We start from the raw sequence: 20,328 nt of genomic DNA, 5'->3' as shown, positions 1-20,328 counted from the left end.
GACATAATTTCATGGTGGGCGACGGGTTTGCCGTCGCCATAGGAGAACACCATGATCCGCTCGCTGTACATCGCCAAGACCGGCCTCGAAGCCCAGCAGACCAACCTCGACGTCATCACCAACAACCTCGCCAACGTCAGCACGAACGGCTTCAAGAAGTCGCGTGCGGTGTTCGAGGACTTGTTGTATCAAAACGTGCGCCAGCCCGGCGCGCAATCCTCGCAGCAGACCCAGCTGCCGTCGGGCCTGCAGATCGGTACCGGTGTGCGCACCGTCGCCACCGAGCGCATCCACACGCAGGGCAATCCCCAGCAGACCGGCAACTCGAAGGACGTGATGATCAACGGCTCGGGCTTCTTCCAGGTCCTGATGCCGGACGGTACGACGGCCTACACGCGTGACGGTTCGTTCCAGACCGATTCCAACGGCCAGCTCGTCACCTCCAGCGGCTATGTGCTGCAGCCGCCCATCACCGTGCCCAGCAATGCGCTGTCGATGACCGTCGGCCGCGACGGCACCGTCTCCGTCACGACGCCGGGCACCGTCGCGCCCACGCAGATCGGCTCGATCCAGGTGTCGAACTTCGTCAACCCGGCCGGCCTGGAATCGCTCGGCGAGAACCTGTATGCCGAGACGGGCGCGTCCGGCACCGCGCAGGCCACCACGCCGGGCACGAACGGCGCCGGCGTGCTGATGCAGGGCTATGTCGAGACGTCCAACGTGAACGTCGTCGAAGAGATGGTCAACATGATCCAGACGCAGCGCGCGTACGAGATCAACAGCAAGGCCATCACCACGTCCGACCAGATGCTGCAGAAGATTTCCCAGTTATGAAAATGGTAAGTAAAACTTGGGTCCCCGCCTGCGCGGGGACGACGTTCGCCGCTAGGATTTCCGCCTGCGCGGGGATGACGATTCTGCTGGCGCTGGCCGGTTGCGCATCCACGCCGACGTCGATCGTCAAGGGGCCGACCACGGTGCGGCCGATGCTGGCCGACGCCGGCACGCCGACGGAAGGCGCGATCTACAACGCGAACACGTTCCGTCCCATGTTCGAGGACCGGCGCGCGCGCCACATCGGCGACATCCTCACGATCAGCATCGTCGAGAAGACGGCCGCCAACAAGAGCGGCGCCAGCACGGGCAACAAGTCGGGCAGCGTCAACCTCGGCGTGCCGGGTCCGCTGCAGGGCCGCCTGGGCGCCAGCCTCGCCACGAGCAGCGGCACCAAGTACGCCGATGGCGACACGCAGACCGCGTCGAATGCCTTCACGGGCACGATCGGCGTGACGGTGTCGGAAGTCCTGCAGAACGGGAACCTGATCGTCGTCGGCGAAAAGCAGATCGCCATGGACAAGGGCGTCGAGTTCATCCGCTTCTCGGGCATGGTGAATCCTGACACGATCCAGCCGGGCAACATCGTGCAGTCGACCCTGGTCGCCGACGCCCGCGTCGAGTACCGCACCAACAGCCAGATCGACCGCGCCGAGATGACCTCGATGATGTCGCGCTTCTTCCAGTCATTGCTGCCATTTTAAGGACTCGGGGTCAGAGCCCGGTTAAACATGAACCTGAAAACCATCGCACTCTGCGCAGCACTGCTCGGTCCCCTGATGGCCACGACCGCCCATGCCGAGCGCCTGAAAGACCTCGCCAGCATCGGCGGCGTCCGCCAGAACCAGTTGTCCGGCTACGGTCTCGTCGTCGGTCTCGACGGCACGGGCGACCAGACCACGCAGACGCCGTTCACCGTGCAGTCGATCATGGCGATGCTGCAGCAGAAGGGCGTCAGCCTGCCGGCCGGCACCCAGCTGCAGCTGAAGAACGTGGCGGCCGTGATGGTCACGAGCTCGCTGCCGGCGTTCGCGCAGCCGGGCCAGACGATCGACGTGACCGTCTCGTCGATGGGCAACGCGAAGAGCCTGCGCGGCGGCACCTTGCTGATGACGCCGCTGCAGGGCGCGGACGGCCAGGTGTATGCGATGGCCCAGGGTAATGTGCTCGTCGGCGGCGCGGGTGCGTCGGGCGGCGGTGCGCAGGTGCAGGTGAATCAATTGTCCGTCGGTCGCATCTCGTCGGGCGGCACGGTCGAACGGGCCGTCGCGTCGAATCTCGGCGCCGACAACCAGGTCAAGCTGGAACTCAACACGACGGATTTCGCCACCGCCAGCCGCGTCGTGGAAGCCGTCAACGACAAGTTCGGCCCGGGCATCGCCACGGCGCTGGACGGCCGCGTGATCCGCGTGCGCGTGCCGTCGTCGAGCGACCAGCGCGTCAGCTTCCTCGGCATCCTGGAAGGCCTGGACGTCAGGCCGGCCGAGGCCGCCGCGAAAATCATCCTCAACGCGCGCACGGGTTCCGTCGTCATGAACCGCGCCGTCACGCTCGAGCCCTGCGCGATCGCGCACGGCAACCTGTCCGTCAGCATCGGTGCCGACATGCAGGTCAGCCAGCCGCCCGCGGGTTCGCTCGGCAGCACCGTCGTCACGAAGAATCCGCAGGTGTCCGTCAAGAAGGATACCGGCAAGGTCATCATGCTGAACGGCGGCGTGTCGCTGGCCGAAGTCGTCAAGGCCATGAACGCGATCGGCGCCACGCCGCAGGACCTGCTCGCGATCCTGCAGGCGCTCAAGGCGGCCGGTTCGCTGCGCGCCGAGCTCGAGATCATCTAACCGATAAACAGCGAGGCCACCATGCTCGGTTCCACTTCTGACCTGTCCGGCAAGTTCGCGCTCGACACCAACAGCCTCGGCGACCTCAAGCAGTCGGCGAAAGCCGGTTCGCCGGAGGCGCTCAAGGGCGCGGCCACGCAGTTCGAATCGATGTTCATCGGCATGATGATGAAGAGCATGCGCGACGCCACGCCGCAGGACGGCATGATGGACAGCCAGGAGTCGAAGACGTTCACGGGCATGCTGGACCAGCAGATGAGCCAGAAGCTGGCCAAGCGCGGCATCGGCCTGGCCGACGTGCTCGTGCGCCAGCTGACCGTGCAGCAGAAGGGCCAGCAGCTGATGCAGGACATGAACAAGCAGGCGCTGGGCATCGGCGGCGAGCAGCAGACGGGCAGCGCGGCAAGCAGCGCGGCACTGCGCATGCACGGCGACCTCGACACGATGCCGACCGACGGCGCGGCCGCCACGAGCGCTTCCGGCGTCACCGGCAGCGCGCGCGGCACGGACAACGCGAACAAGCCGGCGCACGTGCGCGCGTTCCAGGAAAAGCTGGCCGATGCCGCCGAGGAAGCGGAACAGACGACGGGCGTGCCCGCCAAGTTCATGCTGGGCCAGGCCGCGCTCGAGACTGGCTGGGGCAAGCGTGTGATCCGCAACGGCGACGGCACGTCGAGCAACAACCTGTTCGGCATCAAGGCCGGCCCGGGCTGGAAGGGCAAGGTCGCGACGGCCGTCACGACGGAATATATCCACGGCAAGGCGCACAGCCGGGTCGAGAAGTTCCGCGCCTACGATTCCTGCGCCGACGCGTTCAAGGACTACGCGAAGTTGCTGAGCAATAACCCGCGCTACGAAAAAGTGCTGGCGCACGGCGGCGACGCGTCCGCGTTCGCGCACGGCCTGCAGCGCGCCGGCTATGCGACCGACCCGCAGTACGCCGCCAAGCTGTCGCGCATCATCAAGCATTCGCTGGCGTGATGGGGTATTGACAGGACAACAAGAATAAAGTTTTGGCGGAACTTGCCGTCAATGACATAGCAGAAAGAAAACCATCATGTCCCTCCTCAGCATCGGCAAAACCGGTTTGTACGCGGCCCAGGCGGCCCTTGCAACGGCCGGCAACAACATCACCAACGCCAACGTCGCGGGCTACAGCCGCGAGGTGGTGGTGCAGTCGACGTCGATCTCGATGGGGGGCGCCAACGGCTATATCGGCACGGGCACGCAGGTCGCCCAGGTCAAGCGCTATTCGGACGACTTCCTGAACGCGCAGGTGCGCACGGCCCAGGCGTCGAGCAGCGGACTGGACGCCTACCAGGCCCAGGTCCAGCAGATCGACAACCTGCTGGCCGACACCACGTCCGGCCTGTCGCCGGCGCTGCAGGATTTCTTTTCGTCCGTGCAGAACCTGACCGGCGACGGCGCCGGCGTATCGTCGCGCGGTTCGTTCCTGTCGTCGGCCGACACGCTGGCCGCCCGGTTCCAGAGCATGACCGGCCGCATGGACGAGATCCGCAAGGGCGTCAATACCCAGATCACGGCCAGCGTCACGTCGATCAACACCTACGCCAAGCAGATCGCCCAGCTGAACGACCAGATCGGCAAGCTGACGGATGCCGCCGGCCTGAATCCGCCGAACGACCTGCTGGACAAGCGCGACCAGCTGATCATGGACCTGAACAAGCAGATCAAGGCGACTGTCGTGCCGGGCGATAACAACAGCCTGACCGTCTCGATCGGCAACGGCCAGCCGCTCGTCGTCGGCACGAACTCCTTCCAGCTGGCGGCGACGAATTCGCCGACCGACCAGACCCGTACCACGGTGGGCTACATCACCCAGGGCAAGATCACGCCGATGGCCGAGAGCGCGCTCACGGGCGGCGAACTGGGCGCCGCGCTGCAGTTCCGCACCCAGTCGCTGGACCTGGCGCAGAACTCGATGGGCCGCGTCGCGATCGCGCTGGCCACGACGATCAACGACCAGAACCATCTCGGCCTGGACGGCAACGGCAACCCGGGCGGCGACATCTTCACCGTCGCGCCGGCCGAGGTGACCAAGAACGTCAACAACAACCAGACGAGCACCACGGCCATCGCGGCCACGGTCGTCGACGCCACGCAGCTCACGACGAGCGACTACAAGGTCGACTTCGACGGCACCAACTTCAACGTGTACCGCCTGTCGGACAACAAGAAGACGGTGATCTCGCCGTTCCCGCAGAGCCAGCCGCAGGTCATCGACGGCCTCGCGTTCGACGTCTCGGGCGCAGCCGATACCGGCGACAACTTCCTCGTGCGCCCGACCCTGAACGCCGCCGCCAACTTCAAGCTGGCGCTGACGGACGGCGCGCAGATCGCGGCCGCCGCGCCGATCGCGACGAGCGTCCCGCTGACCAACAGCGGCTCGGGCAAGATCAGCGCGGGGTCGGTCGACAAGAACTACCTGGCCGCGCCGCTGGGCGCGTCCGTCTCGATCGCCTTCGACAAGGCATCGGGCACGCTGACCGGCTTTCCGGCCGACGTCGACGTGACGGTGAACGGCGCGACGACGACGTACCCGGCCGGCACCAACCCGCCGTTCCAGGACGGCGCCAGCTACACGGTGGCGGGGATGAGCTTCACGCTGAACGGCGCCCCGGCCGACGGCGACACCTTCACGATCGCGCCCAACACGGGCCTGGGCGACACCCGCAACGCCAGCCTGATGGGCGACCTGCAGTCGACCAACGTCATGGACGGCGGCAAGGCGACGTTCCAGTCGGCCTATGCCACGCTGGTCAGCACCATCGGCAACAAGACGCGCGAAGTGCAGGCCAACGCCGAAGCCGCGGCGGCCCAGCTGACGCAGGCGCAATCGGCCGCCAACAACGTCTCGGGCGTCAACCTGGACGAGGAGGCGGCCAACCTCCTCAAATACCAGCAGGCCTACCAGGCATCGGGCAAGGTGATGCAGATCGCCGACACGATTTTCAATGCCTTGCTGCAAATCGGCAGCTGAAGCGGAGCCACGCCATGACCCTACGTATCAGCACCAACGCGATCTTCCAGGCCGGGACCACGCAGATCAACACGCTGCAGAGCCAGATGGCGAAGACGCAGATGCAGCTGTCGACGAACAAGCGCATGCTGACGGCCGCCGACGATCCGATCGGTTCGGCCAAGGCGCTGGAACTGACCCAGTCGCAATCGATGAACACGCAGTTCGGCACCAACCGCACGAACGCCAGTTCGTCGCTGTCGATGGTCGACAAGACGCTGCAGGACGTCACGGGCCAGATCACGGACATCCAGTCCCTGATCATCACCGCCGGCAACGCCGGTTATTCGGACAGCGACCGCGCCGCGCTGGCCACCGAGCTGGAAGGACGCATGGCCGACCTGCTCGGCTCGGCGAACACGACGGACGGCACCGGCACCTATCTGTTTTCCGGCTACAAGACCACCACGCAGCCGTTCACGCAAACCCCGACCGGCGCCACCTACCAGGGCGACCAGGGCCAGCGCACCCTGCAGGTGGGATCGGCGCGCAAGATGGCCATCAGCGAAAGCGGCAGCGCCGTCTTCGAAGCCAATCTCACCGGCAACGGCACGTTCGTCACCCAGGCCACGACCGGCAACACCGGCTCGGGCATCATCGCCCCCGGCGCCGTGACGGACACCGGCCAGCTGACGGGCCACGACTATTCGATCGCCTTCACGGTCACGGGCTCGCCGGCCGCGACGACGTACACGGTGACCGACAACACGACGGGCACCGCCCTGCAGAGCGACCAGCCGTACACGGCGGGTGCCGCGATCGCCTTCGACGGCATCTCGTTCGACATCAAGGGCGCCCCGGCCGACGGCGACTCGTTCGGCGTCCAGCCGAGCCAGAAGCAGTCGGTGTTCACGACGATCACGAACCTGATCCAGACCCTGCGTTCCCCCGCCAGCGGCGACGCGGGCAAGGCCGCGCTGACCAACAACCTGAACACGGCCAGCCTGAACATGAAGAACGCGCTGGACAACGTGCTGACCGTGCAGGCGTCGGTGGGTTCGCGCATGAAGGAAGTGGATTCGCTGGACAGCACGGGCAGCGACCTCGACATCCAGTACCAGACCTCGCTGAGCGGGTTGCAGGACCTGGACATGGTCAAGGCGATTTCGCTGTACACCCAGCAGCAGCAGACGTTGCAGGCGGCCCAGGTGTCGTTCAAGACGATGTCGGGGCTGTCGCTGTTCAACTACATCTCCTGATCCGCGCGGTCGTCGGGTGGGCGGCGTCCGCCCACGCGGACGTTTGCGCGCCGCCTGCCGCCGCGTGGGCTCGGGGAGCCCACCCTACGAACGTCCCGGATGCCGTAGGGTGGGCACCCCGTGCCCGCCAGGCGCACGCATTACCGCGGTGGTGTCGGTATCTGCTGTGAGCCCGGCCGCTGCGCGCCGACGCGCGGAATCTTGCGGCCCGCCTCGATCCCCTGGTTGAACAGGTTCTGCAACGGCGTGCCGAGGTAGGGCAAGGTCAGGCTGATGACGAGGAACCCGGCGCCCAGGGTGATCGGGAAGCCGATGCCGAACAGGTTCAGTTGCGGCGCCGCGCGCGTCAGGATCGCCAGCGCGATGTTGGTGATGAGCATGGCGGCGATGATCGGCATCGCGATCTGCAGGCCGGCCGAGAACACGCGGCTGCCCCAGCGCACCATTTCCAGCGGCGCGGACAGCGACATCGGGGTGGCCGAGATCGGCAGCGTGAAAAAGCTTTCCGCCAGCGCCTCGATCAGCGCGAGGTGGGCGTTCATGGCGAGGAAGGCCATCGTCGCGACGAGCGCGAGGAACTGGCTGATGGCCGACGAGCGGCCGGCCGAGCTGGGATCGAAGAAGGTCGCGAACGAAAAGCCCATCGACGAGCTGGCGACCTCGCCGGCGAATTCGACGGCGGCGAACACGAGGCGCATGGCAAAGCCCATCGCCAGGCCGATCAGGAGTTCCTGCGCGACGATCAAGAGGCCCGCCCACGACCCCGGATCGACGGCCGGCACGGCCGGCAGGGTGGGCGCGATGATCGCCGCCAGCAGCACGCCGAGCGTCGTCTTGATGATGATCGGCACGGCCGTGTTGCCGAACACGGGCGCCACCGCGACCAGCCCGAGGATGCGCGTCAGCGGCCACAGGAGGCCGCCGATCCACGCATAGAGTTGGGTCGTGGTGAACGAAATCATCGGGGATGCGGGACGCGCACTGGCGCCATCACCCGATCATCTGCGGAATCCCGCTGAACAGGTTGCGCATGTAGTCGGTCATGACCGTGATCATCCACGGCCCGGCCAGCACGAGCGCGACGAACACGCCGATCAGCTTGGGGATGAAGGACAGGGTCTGCTCGTTGATCTGCGTGGCGGCCTGGAAGATGCTGACGACGAGGCCGATGACGAGCGCCACGAGCAGCAGCGGCGCCGACACCATCAGCGTGACTTCCATGGCCGTGCGGCCCATCGCGATGACGCTTTCCGGGGTCATGTCTTCTCCTCCTAGTAAAAACTCTGGGACAAGGAGCCCAGCAGCAACTGCCAGCCGTCGACGAGCACGAACAGCATCAGCTTGAACGGCAGCGAGATCACGGCCGGCGACATCATCATCATCCCCATCGACATCAGCACGGACGCGACGACCATGTCGATGATGAGGAACGGGATGAAGATGGCGAAGCCGATCTGGAACGCGGTCTTGAGTTCGCTCGTGATGAAGGCGGGGATCAGCACGCGCAGCGGCACGTCTTCCGGGCCCTGCAGCGCGGGCGTGCGCGAGATCTTGACGAACAGGGCGAGGTCGGACTGGCGCGTCTGCTTGAGCATGAAGCCCTTGATCGGCGCCGCCGCCTTGTCCATCGCCTCGCCCATCTGGATGCGGTTTTCCTGCAGCGGCACGTACGCTTCCGTGTAGATGCGGTCGAACGTCGGGCCCATCACGAACAGGGTCATGAACAGCGCGAGGCCGACCATCACCTGGTTCGGCGGCGCCGTCTGCGTGCCGAGCGCCTGGCGCAGCAGGGAGAGGACGATGATGATGCGCGTAAAACTCGTCATCATCAGGAGGGCGGCCGGGATGAAGGTCAGCGCCGTCATCAGGAGCAGCGTCTGCACCGGCAGGGAATACGCGGTGCCGCCGCCCGGGGCCGGGCTCGTCGTGAAAGCGGGGATGGCGGGCGCGGCGACCGCCGCCGCCAGCGGCAGGGCCAGCAGACCCGTCGCCAGCAGGAGTCGTTGAGTGTGTGTCACTTGCGTTTGTCGATCGTCTGTTTGAGCCAGTCGGCGAAGCTGTGCGCCGCGGGAGCCTCAGTTGCGTGCCGGGCGAGCGTGGCGTTGGCGGAGCCGGTATCGCCATTCTGCCCGTCCTGGCGCGGCATCGTCGCCAGCGCGTTGATGCGGCCGGGCGATGCGCCCACCACGATCCATTCATTGCCGACTTCGACCACCATGATGCGCTCGCGGCCGCCGAGGTTCAGCGACCCGACGACCCGCAGGTTGGCGTTGCCGCCGCCGACCTTGGGGCCGTAGCGCTTGAGGAACCAGGCGAGGGCGCCCAGCACGGCCAGCACGAGGATCAGCGCGAACAGCGTCTGCAGCAGGCTGCCCGTGGACGAGCCGGAGGGCATCGTGACGGGGGGGACGGCGACGCCCGGCGTAGCGACGCCCGGCGTAGCGACGCCCGGCGTGGCGACGCCCGGCGTGGCTGGGCGGGGTGCGGCAACGTCGGGCGCGGCGACGGCCGGTGCGGCCGGGCTGGCGGGTGCGGCCGCGGTATCGGGTTGGACGGCGGACGGCTGCGGCGTGGCGGTGTTGGATTGGACGGCGGGCGGCTGCGGGGCGGCCGACGGTGCGCCGGTGCCGGCCACGGCCCGTGGGTGCGTCGTGGCGGGCGCTGCGGAAGCGGCGCCTTGCTGGCCGGCCTGATGCGCCGGTGCGGCGGATGCGGCGGATGCGGTGTGTGCGGTGGGTGCGGCGGTTGCCGCGGCCGCGCTGGCGTCGTCCGCCGCGCGCGTCTCCTGTCCGGCCGCCGTGGCCGCCACCGCCGACGAACCGGACGCCTGCCCCGGCTGGGCCGCGCAGGCGGTCAGCGGGAGGGCGAGGGCCAGGAGGGTCAGCAGGCGCGCCGTCATTTGTTGAGCTTGCGGATGCGCTCGGACGGGGTGATGATGTCGGTGAGGCGGATACCGAACTTGTCGTTCACGACCACCACCTCGCCCTGGGCGATCAGGCAGCCATTGACGAGCACGTCCATCGGTTCGCCCGCCAGGCCGTCCAGTTCGACCACCGACCCCTGCGCCAGTTGCAGCAGGTTCTTGATGGCGATCTTGGTGCGGCCCAGTTCCACCGTCAGCTGGACGGGGATGTCGAGGATGAAGTCGATGTCGTTCGGCGTCTCCGGACGCGGGCCCTTGTTCGAGAAATCCTTGAACACGGCGGCCGAGGCCGCCTGCTGCTGGTTGGCCAGCGCAGCAGCTTCCGCGGCGGCCTGCTCGGCAATCGCGGCGCCCCAATCGTCGTCGAGGCTGTCTTGGTCGTCTTGGGTGTCGGACATGTTTCTCTCCTGTGTTGCCTGGTGCCGCGGTTGATCCGCCGGCGTATCGTATGAGGTGGTTTACTTGTTGAAGGTTTCGCTGTTCGCCAGCAGTTTTTCGACCTTCAGCGAATATTGTCCGTTGTACACGCCATAGCTGCAGTCCATGACGGGCACGCCGTCCACGGTAGCCTGGATCGTTTCCGGGACCGAGATCGGGATCACGTCGCCGACCTTCATGTTCAGGATTTCGTCGAAATTCGCCTTGCCGTGGCCCAGCACGGCCACCAGTTCCACTTCCGCCACCTGGATCTGCTGCGTCAGCAGGCGGATCCAGCGCTTGTCGACTTCCAGCGCTTCGCCCTGGATGCTCGACGTCAGCGCGTCGCGGATCGGTTCGATCATCGAATAGGGCATGCAGAAGTGGATCTGGCCCGACACCGAACCGAGCTCGATGGTGAACGTGGACGATACCACGACTTCGTTCGGGGTGGCGATGTTCGCGAACTGCGTGTTCATCTCCGAGCGGATGTATTCGAATTCGATCGGATACACCGGTTCCCACGACTTGGCGTATGCCTCGAACACGATGTCGAGGATGCGCATGATGATACGCTGCTCGGTCTGCGTGAAGTCGCGGCCTTCCACGCGCGTGTGGAAGCGGCCGTCGCCGCCGAAGAGGTTGTCCACGAGCAGGAACACGAGGCCCGGATCGAACACCATCAGCGCCGTGCCGCGCAGCGGCTTCATGTGGATCAGGTTCAGGTTCGTCGGCACGACGAGGTTGCGGATGAACTCGCTGTACTTCGACACGCGCACGGACCCCACCGACACCTCGGCGGACCGGCGCAGGAAGTTGAACAGGCCGACCCGCAGATACCTGGCGAAACGCTCGTTGATGATCTCGAGCGTCGGCATGCGGCCGCGGACGATCCGCTCCTGCGTTGCCAGGTTGTACGTGCGGACTCCCGAGGTGTCTTCAGGCGCCGCGACGTCGTCCTGATCGCCGTTGACCCCTTTTAGGAGGGCATCGACTTCTTCCTGTGAGAGAAAATTATCGGCCATGATGCGGCTTTACCGTAATGACTTCTGCTTTACTGGATGATAAAGGAAGTGAACAAAACGTCGGACACTTCCTGTTCGTCGCCATGTTCGACGAACGGTGCGTTGACCGCCGCGAGGATCTCGCCGGCCAACTGCTGCTTGCCTTCCACCGTGCTGATCTCGGACGCCTTCTTGCCCGACAACAGCAGCAGCACGCGGCTGCGCACCTTGGCCATGTTGGCCTTGATGAGCTCGACCTGCTCCGGGCTGTTGACCTGCAGGGTGAACGCCACCTGCAGGTACTGGTCGCCGTGCTCCGGCTGCAGATTCACCGTGAAGGGCTCGATGGCGACGTATTCCGGCGGTGCTTCATCCTTCTTTTTCTTGCTGTCCGCATGGTCTTTCTTGGCCGTCCCGGTTGCCGCTTCGCTGCTGCTGCCGTGCAGGAAGTACCAGCCGGCGCCGGCGCCAAGCGCCAGCACGAGCACGGCCGCGCCGATCATGATGAACAGCTTGCCTTTGCCGCTGGCCGCCGGTATGGCCGCATCCGCTTTCGGATCGGCTTTGATTTTTGGATTCGCTTTCAAGGGTATTCGGTCCCGCTGTTGGATCGTGCCGTCATTATGTCATTATCGGGAAAAATTGAGCAGCGGCAACGGTCGAAAAGAAGGAGGAACCTGGGCTATCTCGTTGTTTCTTGACGGATTGTTGGGTGGGCACCCCGTGCCCACGCGTGACGTATGCATGATTCGAACGTCCGCGTGGGCACGAGTGCCCACCCCATTGTCCTGTCGCCGATGCTGCCGGAATCGTTTACGCGAACGTATCGACCACGCCGCGGTCGCCGAGCATCGCCGTGCGCGTGGCCGGCCGGACCGTGGCTTCGCCCACGACCGTGCCCGTATCGTCGGCGCCGTTGCGGCGGCCATTGCCGCTGCCGTTGCCGCGTCCGAAGCCGCTCGACGCCATCGCCTGCTGCTGCGCCTGGCCGCCGTCCGACATGCCCGCGTTGACGGTGGCATTGCCCAGCGCGATGCCGCTCTCGCCCATCATCTCCTGCAGGCGGGGGAGGGCGTTTTCCAGCGCCTGGCGCACTTCCAGCTGGTTCGACGAGAACGTCACGTCGGCCTGGCCGTTGGAGACGGACAGCACGACCTGCAGCGGGCCCAGGTCCGGCGGGTTCAGCGTGAGTGACGCGGTCTGGTCTTCGCCGTCCAGCATGTAGACGACTTTCTGGCCGACCTGGTCGTTCCACGCATCCGTGCCCACGTGCGCCGTCAGGTGGTCGCTGGCGGCGGCCGCGGCTTCGGCGGCTTCCAGCGTGGCCGGCTGCAACTGCGCGGCCGCGGCGGCGGTGGCCGTCGGGACCTGTTCCTTTTGCGCGAGCAGGGCGGCGTCGCGCGCCTGCTGCAGGGTGAAGTCGGCGGCGTCCAGCTGCGGCTTGGCATCCGGCTTGGCGCTGACCGCCGTGCCGCGCAGGTCGGCCGCGGCCGTCGCGGCCTTGTCGGTGCCGAGGTCGGCGCCGGCGGCGGCCAGGGCCGGGTTCTTGATCGACGTGGCCGAGAACGTCTTGACGCCGGCCGCGTCCGTGCCGGCCTCTTTCGCCACCGACTTCATCGCGGCCTGCAGCGCGGCCAGCTGGCCGGCGTCCGTGCGCTTGCCCTTGCCGGTGAGCGCGTCGAAGGCCTGGGCGGTGGTCGTCTTGCCGGTGTCCACGCCCGGCTTGTGCAGGCTGGCCATCAGCGCGAGCATGGCGCTGGCCGGGTCGCCGGCCTTGGCGCCGTTGTCATCCTTGTCGTCCTTGTTGTCGTCGGACTTGTCGGCGACATCGTCGTTCGCATCGCTCGCGCCGGCCTTGTCCGCCGGCTTGGCGGCTGCCTGCGGCGCGGGGTCGTGCTCCGCGGGCTTGTCGGCCTCGGCCGGCTTGGCCGCGTCCTGTTTCGGGGCCGGAGCAGGCGCCGGAGCCGGCATGAACGCGAGCGCGGCGCTGTTGCGTTCCATCTCGCCGGACAGCATGGCGCTGAACTGGCTGCCGTCGCTGCCGCCCGAGCTGCCGTTGCGCTGGTTGACGGTGTTGACGCTGTTGACGCCATTGGTCGAGTTGAGCTGTTGGGTCATGGAGGTCGTGGTCATGTCGCTTGTCGCTTCGGTTGGTGTGGCGCCGGTCAGCGCTTGTGGCGGGCCGTCCGGGCCGCGTGGTCGTCCATCATCTTCTGGTCGCGCTTGCTTTCCAGCGCAAGGGCTTCAAGAGCCGCGCGCTCGTTCAGGGTCCGATAGGACAGGCGCTTGCGCTCGCTTTCCTGCCATCCCTTCTTTTCCATGTCGGCCTTGACGCGCGCGTGCTTGAGCACTTCGCGCTGGCCGTCGATCGCCTGTTCCAGCTTGCCGAGGAAGGCGACGAAATTCTGGTACGCGAACGGTGTGATGCCCGCCATCTGCGCCGCGTCGAGCTTGTTCGCGTAGTCGTCGCGGTAGCCGTGCAGCATCTGCAGCTTCTGCTCCCCGTCCTCGACGGCCTTCAGCGCGGCGCCGAGGCGCTTTGCGCAGGCGTCGGACTCGCGCTGGGCGAGGTCGATCAGGGTGTCGAGTGCGGATGCATTGGCCATGGTACGTCAAGTATACCGATGGGCCGCCCGGCCAATCAGCCGAACAGCGAGGTCAATTCCCCCAAGCTCTGCAGCATGCCGACGTTGTCGTGGATTTCCTGGCACAGGAAGGCTTCGATCCGTTCGTGCAAGGCGATGGCCTTGTCCAGCACCGGGTCCGTGCCCGGCGCATAGGCGCCCACGCTGATCAGGTCGCGCGAGCGCTCGTAGCGCGAATACAGCTGCTTCAGGGTGCGCGCGGCCTGCTGGTGCTCGCGCGACGTGATGCCGTGCATGGCACGCGAGATCGACTGCTCGATGTCGATCGCCGGATAGTGGCCCGCCTCGGCCAGTTTGCGGTTCAGCACGATGTGGCCGTCCAGGATACCGCGCGCCGCGTCGGCGATCGGGTCCTGCTGGTCGTCGCCCTCGGACAGCACGGTGTAGAACGCCGTGATCGAGCCGCCGCCGGCCTGGCCGTTGCCGGCGCGCTCCACCAGCACCGGCAGTTTTGCGAACACGGACGGCGGATAGCCCTTGGTCGCGGGCGGTTCGCCGATGGCGAGGGCGATCTCGCGCTGGGCCATCGCGTAACGCGTGAGCGAATCCATGATCAGGAGGACGTTGCGGCCCTCGTCGCGGAAGTGCTCGGCGATGGCGGTGGCGTAGGCGGCGCCCTGCAGGCGCATCAGCGGCGGCGAATCGGCCGGCGCGGCCACGACGGCCGAGCGGGCCAGGCCTTCTTCGCCGAGGATCTGTTCGATGAACTCCTTGACTTCGCGGCCCCGTTCGCCGATCAGGCCCACGACGATCACGTCGGCCGTCGTGTAGCGCGCGATCATCCCCAGCAGCACGGACTTGCCGACGCCGGTGCCGGCGAACAGGCCGAGACGCTGGCCGCGGCCCACGGTCAGCATCGAGTTGATGGCGCGCACGCCCACGTCCAGCGTGTCCGAGATCGGCGCGCGGTCGAGCGGGTTGATGGGGCGCGCGTTCAGCGGGCCCATGTCTTCGGTCACGACGGGGCCCTTGCCGTCCAGCGGGCGGCCGGCGCCGTCGACGACGCGGCCCAGCAAACCCCAGCCGACGGGCAGGTGGCGCGCGCGGTCCATCGGACGGCGGCGCGGATGCGGCACGCTGCCGGGCTTCGGCACGCTGGCTTCGACCGGGAACACGCGCGAACCGGGTACGACGCCTTCGACGTCCGACTGCGGCATCAGGAACAGGCGGTCGCCTTCGAAGCCGACGACCTCCGCTTCGATGCGCGCGCCCGACGCGACCGGGATCATGCACGCGCTGCCGACCGCCAGCTTCAGGCCGACGCACTCCATCACGAGGCCGGCCACGCGCGTGACGCGGCCCGAGACCTGCATCGGCTCGACGAAATCGAGCACGCTGCCGCAATCCTTCAGGTAGGACTTCCAGCGGCCCGTGTGCGCGTTCGTGGCCATTACGCCAGCCAGTCCAGGTTCTTGCCGAGCGCGTGCGTCAGGCGCTGCCAGCGCGCCCCGATCTGGGCGTCGATCTGGTTGCTGGCCGTGTCCACGCGGCAGCCGCCGCGCGCGATGCCGTCGTCCTCGACGATGCGCCAGCCGCTCTTGTCCAGGTCCTGGCCGATGCCGCTCTTGACGATCAGCGCGTCTTCCGGATGCAGCATCAGGAGGGCCGGCTGCTGCAGGTTCGGCAGGTAGTCGATGGCTTCGCGCACGACCGGGAGAATCAGGTCCGGCTTGACGTCGAACGCCGTGCGCACCATGCCGCGCGCCAGGTGCAGCGCGAGTTCCAGCACGTCGTTCGAGATGGCGTCGTCGGCCTGCGTGACGGCGTCGCCGAACGTCGTCGCCAGCTGGCGCAGGTGTTCGAGTTCCTCGGCCGCCTCGGCACGGCCCAGCGCCAGGCCTTCTTCGTAGCCGGCCGCATGGCCTTCGGCCTGGCCCGCGTCGAGGCCCTCGGCATAGCCTTCGTCACGTGCGGCGGCGCGGATCGCCTCGATCTCTTCCACGGTCGGCATCGGGACGGCCGGTTGCGGCGGCGGTTCGTACGCGCGCGCGGCAGCGGCCGCCGCGGCGACCTTTTCCGCTTCGGCGGCGCGCTGCGCCAGGGTGCTGGGCCGCTCGTCGCCGAACGACGTCATTTCCCAGCGTTGATATGCCGACTGGAATTCTTTCGAGATTGCCATCAGACGAACGAGTCCTCACCTTTGCCACCCAGTACGATCTGGCCTTCGTCGGCGAGGCGCCGGACGATTTGCAGGATCTGCTTCTGCTGGGTTTCCACTTCCGACAGGCGCACGGGACCTTTCGATTCCAGGTCTTCGCGCATCATTTCCGCCGCACGCTGCGACATGTTCTTGAAGATTTTATCGCGCAAATCCTGCGACGCGCCTTTCAGCGCGATGATCAGCATTTCCGACTGCACTTCGCGCAACAGCAACTGGATGCCGCGGTCGTCGATGTCGATGATGTTGTCGAACACGAACATCTCGTCCATGATCTTCTGCGCCATGTCGTTGTCGTAGTTCTTGATGTTTTCCATGACCGAGCTTTCCTGCTCGCCGCTCATGAAGTTCAGGATCTCGGCCGCCGTGCGCACGCCGCCCAGCGACGACTTCTTGATGTTCTCGTTGCCCGACAGGAGCTTGGTCAGCACGTCGTTCAGTTCGCGCAGGGCGGCCGGCTGCACGCCGTCCAGGGTGGCGATACGCAGCACGACGTCGTTGCGCAGGCGGTCCGTGAAGTGCGCCAGCACCTCGCAGGCCTGGTCGCGCTCGAGGTGGACGAGGATCGTGGCGATGATCTGCGGGTGTTCGTTGCGGATCAGTTCGGCGACGGACGGCGAGTCCATCCACTTCAGGCTTTCGATGCCGGACGCGTCCTTGCCGCCCAGGATGCGGTTCAGCAGCACGGCCGCCTTGTCGTCGCCCAGCGCCTTGGTCAAGACCTGGCGGATGTATTCGTCGGAGTCGAGGCCGACGGTCGACTGCAGGTCGACGCGCTCGCGGAATTCGCCCAGTACCGACAGGACTTCCTCGTGCTGGACGGCCTTCATCTGCGCCATCGCGGCACCCAGCTTGAGCACTTCGCGCGGGCCGAGGTACTTCATCACCTCGGCCGCTTCCGATTCGCCGAGGGCCAGCATCAGGATGGCCGCCTTGGTCGTGCTTTCCTTGTCCTTGTCGCTCATTATTCAGTTCCCAGCCATTCTTTGATCACGTTGGCCACGATGCGCGGATCGTGCTGCGCCAGGTCTTTTGCCATTTCCAGGTTGGTCTTGTAGACCTGGACCTTCTGGTGTTCTTCCGCTTCACGCATGATGCGGGCTTCCTCGTCCGGATCCGGATCCGGTTCCGGTTCCGGCTCTTCCGGTTCCGGCTCGGGCGGGATCGCCACGGCTTCGTCGAACTTCTTGATCGCCGGCTTGAGCAGCGGCCGCACGAAGCGGAACCACAGGAAGGCCAGCACCATGGCGATGAAGGCGTAACGCGCGATGTCCTTCGCCAGCGGCAGGTTGGCCGGGTCCTTGTACCATTCCGGCGCCTGCTCGTCCGGCTTGTCGACGCCCTCGAACGGGGCGTTGGTCACGTTCAGCGTGTCGCCGCGCGCCTGGCTGTAGCCCATGGCCTGCTTGACCAGTTCGTTGATCTGCGCGACTTCGGCGGCGGACAGCGGCTTGACGACCACCTTGCCCGTCTTCGGGTCGATGGTGCGGCGGTAGTTCACCACCACGCCCACGGTCAGGCGCTTGATGCCGCCCATCGGCTTCTGCTCGTAGCGCAAGGTCTTGTCGACTTCGTAATTCGTCGTCGAATCCTTGCGGCTCGGACCGGTCGTCGTCGTTTGCGCCTGGGCCGGCGCGTTGCCGTCGATCGGGGCCGTGGCCACGCCCGGCGGCTGGTTCGACAGCGCGCCCGGGATGCCGGACGGGTTGGTGCTGCCCGGCCCGGTCTGCTCGGACGTCTGCTGGCTGCGGATCGCCTGCGGTTCCGGCGGCGAGTTCGGCTTGTACAGCTCGGCCGCGGTGTCGGTCTGGGAAAAGTCGACGTCGGCCGTCGCCTCGGCGCGCACATTGGTCGGGCCGACGAGCGGGGCGATGATCGACTCGACCTGCTTGACGATGTTCTGCTGCAGCGCTTCGACGTATTTCAACTGGTTCGGATCGAGCTGCTTGCCGTTCTTGCCGGCGCTGTCCGACAGCAGGGTGCCGTTCTGGTCGACGACGGTCACGTTCGCCGGCGTCAGTTCCGGGATCGACGATGCGACCAGGTGCACGATGGCGCTGACCTGGGCCGGATCGAGCGAGCGGCCCGGCTGCAGGTTCAGCAGCACGGATGCCGTCGGCTTCTGCTGGTCGCGCACGAACACGGACGGTTTCGGCAGCGCCAGGTGCACGCGCGCCGTGCTGACGGCGGCCAGCGACTGGATCGAATTGGCCAGTTCGCCTTCCAGCGAGCGCTGGTAGTTGACCTGTTCGACGAATTGCGACGTGCCCAGCTTCTGGTTCTCGAGCAGCTCGAAGCCGACGTTGCCGGCGCGCGGCAGGCCTTGCGCCGCCAGCTTCAGGCGCAGGTCGTGGATGCGGTCGGCCGGCACGAGGATCGCGCTGCCGCTGTCCGAGAACTTGTACTTGACCCCCATCTGGTCGAGCGCGGCGGTGATCGCGCCGCCGTCCTTGTCGGTGTAGTTGGAGAACAGCACGCGGTAGTCCGGCGCCGACGTCCACAGCCACAGCGCGGCGACGACGGCCAGCACGCCGGCGATGACGCCACCGATGACGACGCGTTTGCCGATCGTCGTCTGCCAGAACTTGGGCTGTTGTTCGGCCGGTGGGGCGATATCGCTGTCGAGGAGTTCTTCCGCTGTCGTTGCCATGGTGGGGGTGAGGGATTGGGTTTATGAACGCCATTATGAAGCCGTGGGGCAACACTCAAACCCCGGAATAAGGCCATGTTTACGGCGCTGCTCGAAGGCAATAGTTGTCGCCGCGCTGATATTCTGACAGCCTGAATCGACATGCGCAGGAGAACGGACATGAACATCGGCGGCATCGACAGCAGCCGGATCGAAGCGATGATGGCGCAGCTGAAGGCGGCGGCGCAGAAGCCGGCCGCGTCCACGTCCGCCGCGGACGCGCTGGGCGGCGGCCTCGGCATCGGCGGCCTCGGCAAGACCTCGGGCACGGATGCGGCCGAGTCATCGTCGAAGGTCAGCTTCTCCGATGCATTGAAGGGGGCGCTGCAAAACGTCAGCGACACCCAGAACCAGGCCGACGACATGGGCAAGCGCTTCGCCGCGGGCGACGATTCCGTCAGCCTGTCCGATACGATGATCGCGATGCAGAAAGCCAACATCAGCTTCCAGTCCACCGTACAGGTGCGCAACAAGCTGGTGTCGGCTTATCACGACATCATGAATATGCAGGTGTAAGCCTAACCCTTGGCTCGTCGCCCCCCGCGCAGGCGTGGATGAATGCTTGACCCGTCGTTCCCGCGCAGGCGGGAACGACGGTGATTGCGCAGAGACGACGGATATCGCGCGCGAAAGCCGGTTATTGCGCGGGATACGGCGGCGACTCAGTGCGCCGCACGCCGCGGCGGCCCGGTCACGTCCACCCGTCCCTTCATCACCGGGTGCAAGGTGCAGAGATAGTCGAACGACGTTCCCGCCGGCACCACCCAGCGCCACGACTTGCCGGGCGCCAGGTCGCCCGAGCTCACCCTGGCCGCGGCCGCCGTCACGTTGTGGACGAACATGTCGTGGTTTTCCCAGACGATCGTATCTCCCGCCTTGACCTGGACGACCTGCGGCGAAAACTTCATGCCGTCGATGACGACATGGTGTTCCGCCGCGCCGGCAGCGATCGGCAGCCAGCACAATGCGGCGGCGAGGCGTTGCCTGAATTTCACTTGAGTTCAGCCTGGATGTGCTTCGCGTGCTCCAGGTGCGCCACGAAGGCCGGGCGGACCTTGACGAGCAGGGCTTTCAGCTCGGCATTGGAAGCGTTCGGGATCAGCGTCTTGTCGAGGGCGTCGAGCACGGTCTGGTGATACGTCACCTCGTTGTCGACATAGGCCTTGTCGAAGGCCTTGCCGGACAGGCCCGCGAGACGGGTGCGCGTCGCCGCGCCGCCCGACGTCAGGCTCTTGCTGGTGTCGTTGTCCTCGGGCGTCACGTGCAGCTTCTGCACCAGCGCCGTGGCCTGCTGGTTGACGCCCGAATGGTCGGCCACCATGCGCTCGGCAAAGGCGCGCACGTCCTTGTTCTTCGTTTTCGTCTCGGCCTGCTTGCCGGCGTCGATGTCGACCGCATTGGCGGCGACGACGATCGCGGCGATCTGCGCATCGTTCGGCCCGGCGGCGTGGGCGGGCGCGGCCAGGGCAAGGGCGAACAGCGAAGACAGCAGCAGCGGGGTGGATTTGTTCATGGCAGCATCCTTGGATTGGGTTGGAAAGGTGGAACAACCCATTGGATGCACGTCATTGCCCCCGCGTT

Annotated in this window: 22 protein-coding genes; 7 read left to right on the top strand and 15 right to left on the bottom strand. The window is 66.4% G+C overall.

Translation table 11 applies throughout. The features are described from left to right. Positions 1 to 51: 51 nt before the first annotated feature. From flgG to flgL, 6 genes are all read left to right on the top strand, one after another. Positions 52 to 834, top strand: coding sequence for a flagellar basal-body rod protein FlgG (gene flgG / locus ASC93_RS15165; protein WP_056443568.1), 783 nt, complete (start codon positions 52 to 54; stop codon positions 832 to 834). Between the two features lie 74 nt (positions 835 to 908). Then, the gene (locus ASC93_RS15160) at positions 909 to 1,538 is read left to right on the top strand and encodes a flagellar basal body L-ring protein FlgH (RefSeq protein WP_056443565.1); all 630 of its coding nucleotides are present in this window, start codon (positions 909 to 911) and stop codon (positions 1,536 to 1,538) included. Positions 1,539 to 1,613: 75 nt separating this feature from the next. Beyond that, positions 1,614 to 2,672 carry a flagellar basal body P-ring protein FlgI gene (locus ASC93_RS15155; protein ID WP_307189009.1) on the top strand — a complete coding sequence of 353 codons (1,059 nt, stop codon included), beginning with the start codon at positions 1,614 to 1,616 and terminating at the stop codon, positions 2,670 to 2,672. A gap of 21 nt (positions 2,673 to 2,693) precedes the next feature. Then, positions 2,694 to 3,653, top strand: a complete 960-nt coding sequence (flgJ, locus tag ASC93_RS15150; protein WP_056443559.1) for a flagellar assembly peptidoglycan hydrolase FlgJ — start codon at positions 2,694 to 2,696, stop codon at positions 3,651 to 3,653. Between the two features lie 76 nt (positions 3,654 to 3,729). After that, positions 3,730 to 5,673, top strand: coding sequence for a flagellar hook-associated protein FlgK (flgK, locus tag ASC93_RS15145; protein WP_056443556.1), 1,944 nt, complete (start codon positions 3,730 to 3,732; stop codon positions 5,671 to 5,673). 14 nt (positions 5,674 to 5,687) lie between these two features. Beyond that, positions 5,688 to 6,911, top strand: coding sequence for a flagellar hook-associated protein FlgL (gene flgL, locus ASC93_RS15140; protein ID WP_056443551.1), 1,224 nt, complete (start codon positions 5,688 to 5,690; stop codon positions 6,909 to 6,911). 140 nt (positions 6,912 to 7,051) lie between these two features. Here the strand turns inward: flgL and fliR are convergent, their stop codons facing one another. The 13 genes from fliR to fliF form a co-directional block, all read right to left on the bottom strand. Continuing rightward, entirely contained in the window at positions 7,052 to 7,873 is an 822-nt protein-coding gene (fliR, locus tag ASC93_RS15135; RefSeq protein ID WP_056443548.1) for a flagellar biosynthetic protein FliR, read from the bottom strand. A gap of 28 nt (positions 7,874 to 7,901) precedes the next feature. After that, entirely contained in the window at positions 7,902 to 8,171 is a 270-nt protein-coding gene (fliQ, locus tag ASC93_RS15130; protein ID WP_056443545.1) for a flagellar biosynthesis protein FliQ, read from the bottom strand. An 11-nt stretch (positions 8,172 to 8,182) separates the two neighbouring features. Then, on the bottom strand, positions 8,183 to 8,929 hold the full coding sequence (gene fliP / locus ASC93_RS15125) for a flagellar type III secretion system pore protein FliP (RefSeq protein WP_157201938.1): 747 nt from the start codon (positions 8,927 to 8,929) through the stop codon (positions 8,183 to 8,185). Next, a complete protein-coding gene (gene fliO / locus ASC93_RS15120) occupies positions 8,926 to 9,810 on the bottom strand; it encodes a flagellar biosynthetic protein FliO (protein WP_157201937.1) in 885 nt (294 codons plus the stop codon). Before fliO ends, fliP begins: the two co-directional genes overlap by 4 nt. Further along, positions 9,807 to 10,232 (bottom strand): flagellar motor switch protein FliN, encoded by a 426-nt coding sequence (gene fliN / locus ASC93_RS15115; protein ID WP_056443540.1) that lies wholly within the window; start codon positions 10,230 to 10,232, stop codon positions 9,807 to 9,809. The genes fliO and fliN overlap by 4 nt, the downstream gene beginning before the upstream one ends. Positions 10,233 to 10,292: 60 nt before the next feature. Continuing rightward, a complete protein-coding gene (gene fliM / locus ASC93_RS15110; protein ID WP_056443538.1) occupies positions 10,293 to 11,276 on the bottom strand; it encodes a flagellar motor switch protein FliM in 984 nt (327 codons plus the stop codon). Between the two features lie 29 nt (positions 11,277 to 11,305). After that, positions 11,306 to 11,842, bottom strand: coding sequence for a flagellar basal body-associated protein FliL (gene fliL, locus ASC93_RS15105; protein WP_229412739.1), 537 nt, complete (start codon positions 11,840 to 11,842; stop codon positions 11,306 to 11,308). A 226-nt stretch (positions 11,843 to 12,068) separates the two neighbouring features. Next, complete coding sequence (locus tag ASC93_RS15100) at positions 12,069 to 13,388, bottom strand: flagellar hook-length control protein FliK (protein ID WP_056443535.1); 1,320 nt, start codon at positions 13,386 to 13,388, stop codon at positions 12,069 to 12,071. 32 nt (positions 13,389 to 13,420) lie between these two features. Beyond that, complete coding sequence (gene fliJ / locus ASC93_RS15095; RefSeq protein WP_056443533.1) at positions 13,421 to 13,861, bottom strand: flagellar export protein FliJ; 441 nt, start codon at positions 13,859 to 13,861, stop codon at positions 13,421 to 13,423. Between the two features lie 35 nt (positions 13,862 to 13,896). Then, positions 13,897 to 15,291, bottom strand: coding sequence for a flagellar protein export ATPase FliI (gene fliI / locus ASC93_RS15090; RefSeq protein ID WP_056443530.1), 1,395 nt, complete (start codon positions 15,289 to 15,291; stop codon positions 13,897 to 13,899). Next, positions 15,291 to 16,019, bottom strand: a complete 729-nt coding sequence (fliH, locus tag ASC93_RS15085) for a flagellar assembly protein FliH (protein WP_056443526.1) — start codon at positions 16,017 to 16,019, stop codon at positions 15,291 to 15,293. The genes fliI and fliH overlap by 1 nt, the downstream gene beginning before the upstream one ends. Continuing rightward, a complete protein-coding gene (fliG, locus tag ASC93_RS15080; protein ID WP_056443523.1) occupies positions 16,019 to 17,023 on the bottom strand; it encodes a flagellar motor switch protein FliG in 1,005 nt (334 codons plus the stop codon). Before fliG ends, fliH begins: the two co-directional genes overlap by 1 nt. Further along, a complete protein-coding gene (gene fliF, locus ASC93_RS15075; RefSeq protein ID WP_056443520.1) occupies positions 17,023 to 18,708 on the bottom strand; it encodes a flagellar basal-body MS-ring/collar protein FliF in 1,686 nt (561 codons plus the stop codon). Before fliF ends, fliG begins: the two co-directional genes overlap by 1 nt. A 159-nt stretch (positions 18,709 to 18,867) precedes the next feature. Between fliF and fliE the strand changes: the two genes are divergently transcribed. Beyond that, positions 18,868 to 19,263, top strand: a complete 396-nt coding sequence (gene fliE / locus ASC93_RS15070) for a flagellar hook-basal body complex protein FliE (protein WP_056443518.1) — start codon at positions 18,868 to 18,870, stop codon at positions 19,261 to 19,263. 146 nt (positions 19,264 to 19,409) lie between these two features. Here the strand turns inward: fliE and ASC93_RS15065 are convergent, their stop codons facing one another. Together ASC93_RS15065 and ASC93_RS15060 are read right to left on the bottom strand one after the other, a co-directional pair. After that, entirely contained in the window at positions 19,410 to 19,742 is a 333-nt protein-coding gene (locus tag ASC93_RS15065; protein ID WP_056443516.1) for a cupredoxin family copper-binding protein, read from the bottom strand. Next, positions 19,739 to 20,260, bottom strand: a complete 522-nt coding sequence (locus tag ASC93_RS15060) for a DUF4142 domain-containing protein (RefSeq protein ID WP_056443514.1) — start codon at positions 20,258 to 20,260, stop codon at positions 19,739 to 19,741. The genes ASC93_RS15065 and ASC93_RS15060 overlap by 4 nt, the downstream gene beginning before the upstream one ends. Between the last annotated feature and the right edge of the window lie 68 nt (positions 20,261 to 20,328).

Source organism: Massilia sp. Root335, from assembly GCF_001425685.1.
Lineage (GTDB): Bacteria > Pseudomonadota > Gammaproteobacteria > Burkholderiales > Burkholderiaceae_D > Telluria > Telluria luteola.
The sequence above is the reverse complement of the archived record's forward strand: the minus strand, read 5'-3'. Positions and strand labels throughout refer to the sequence as shown.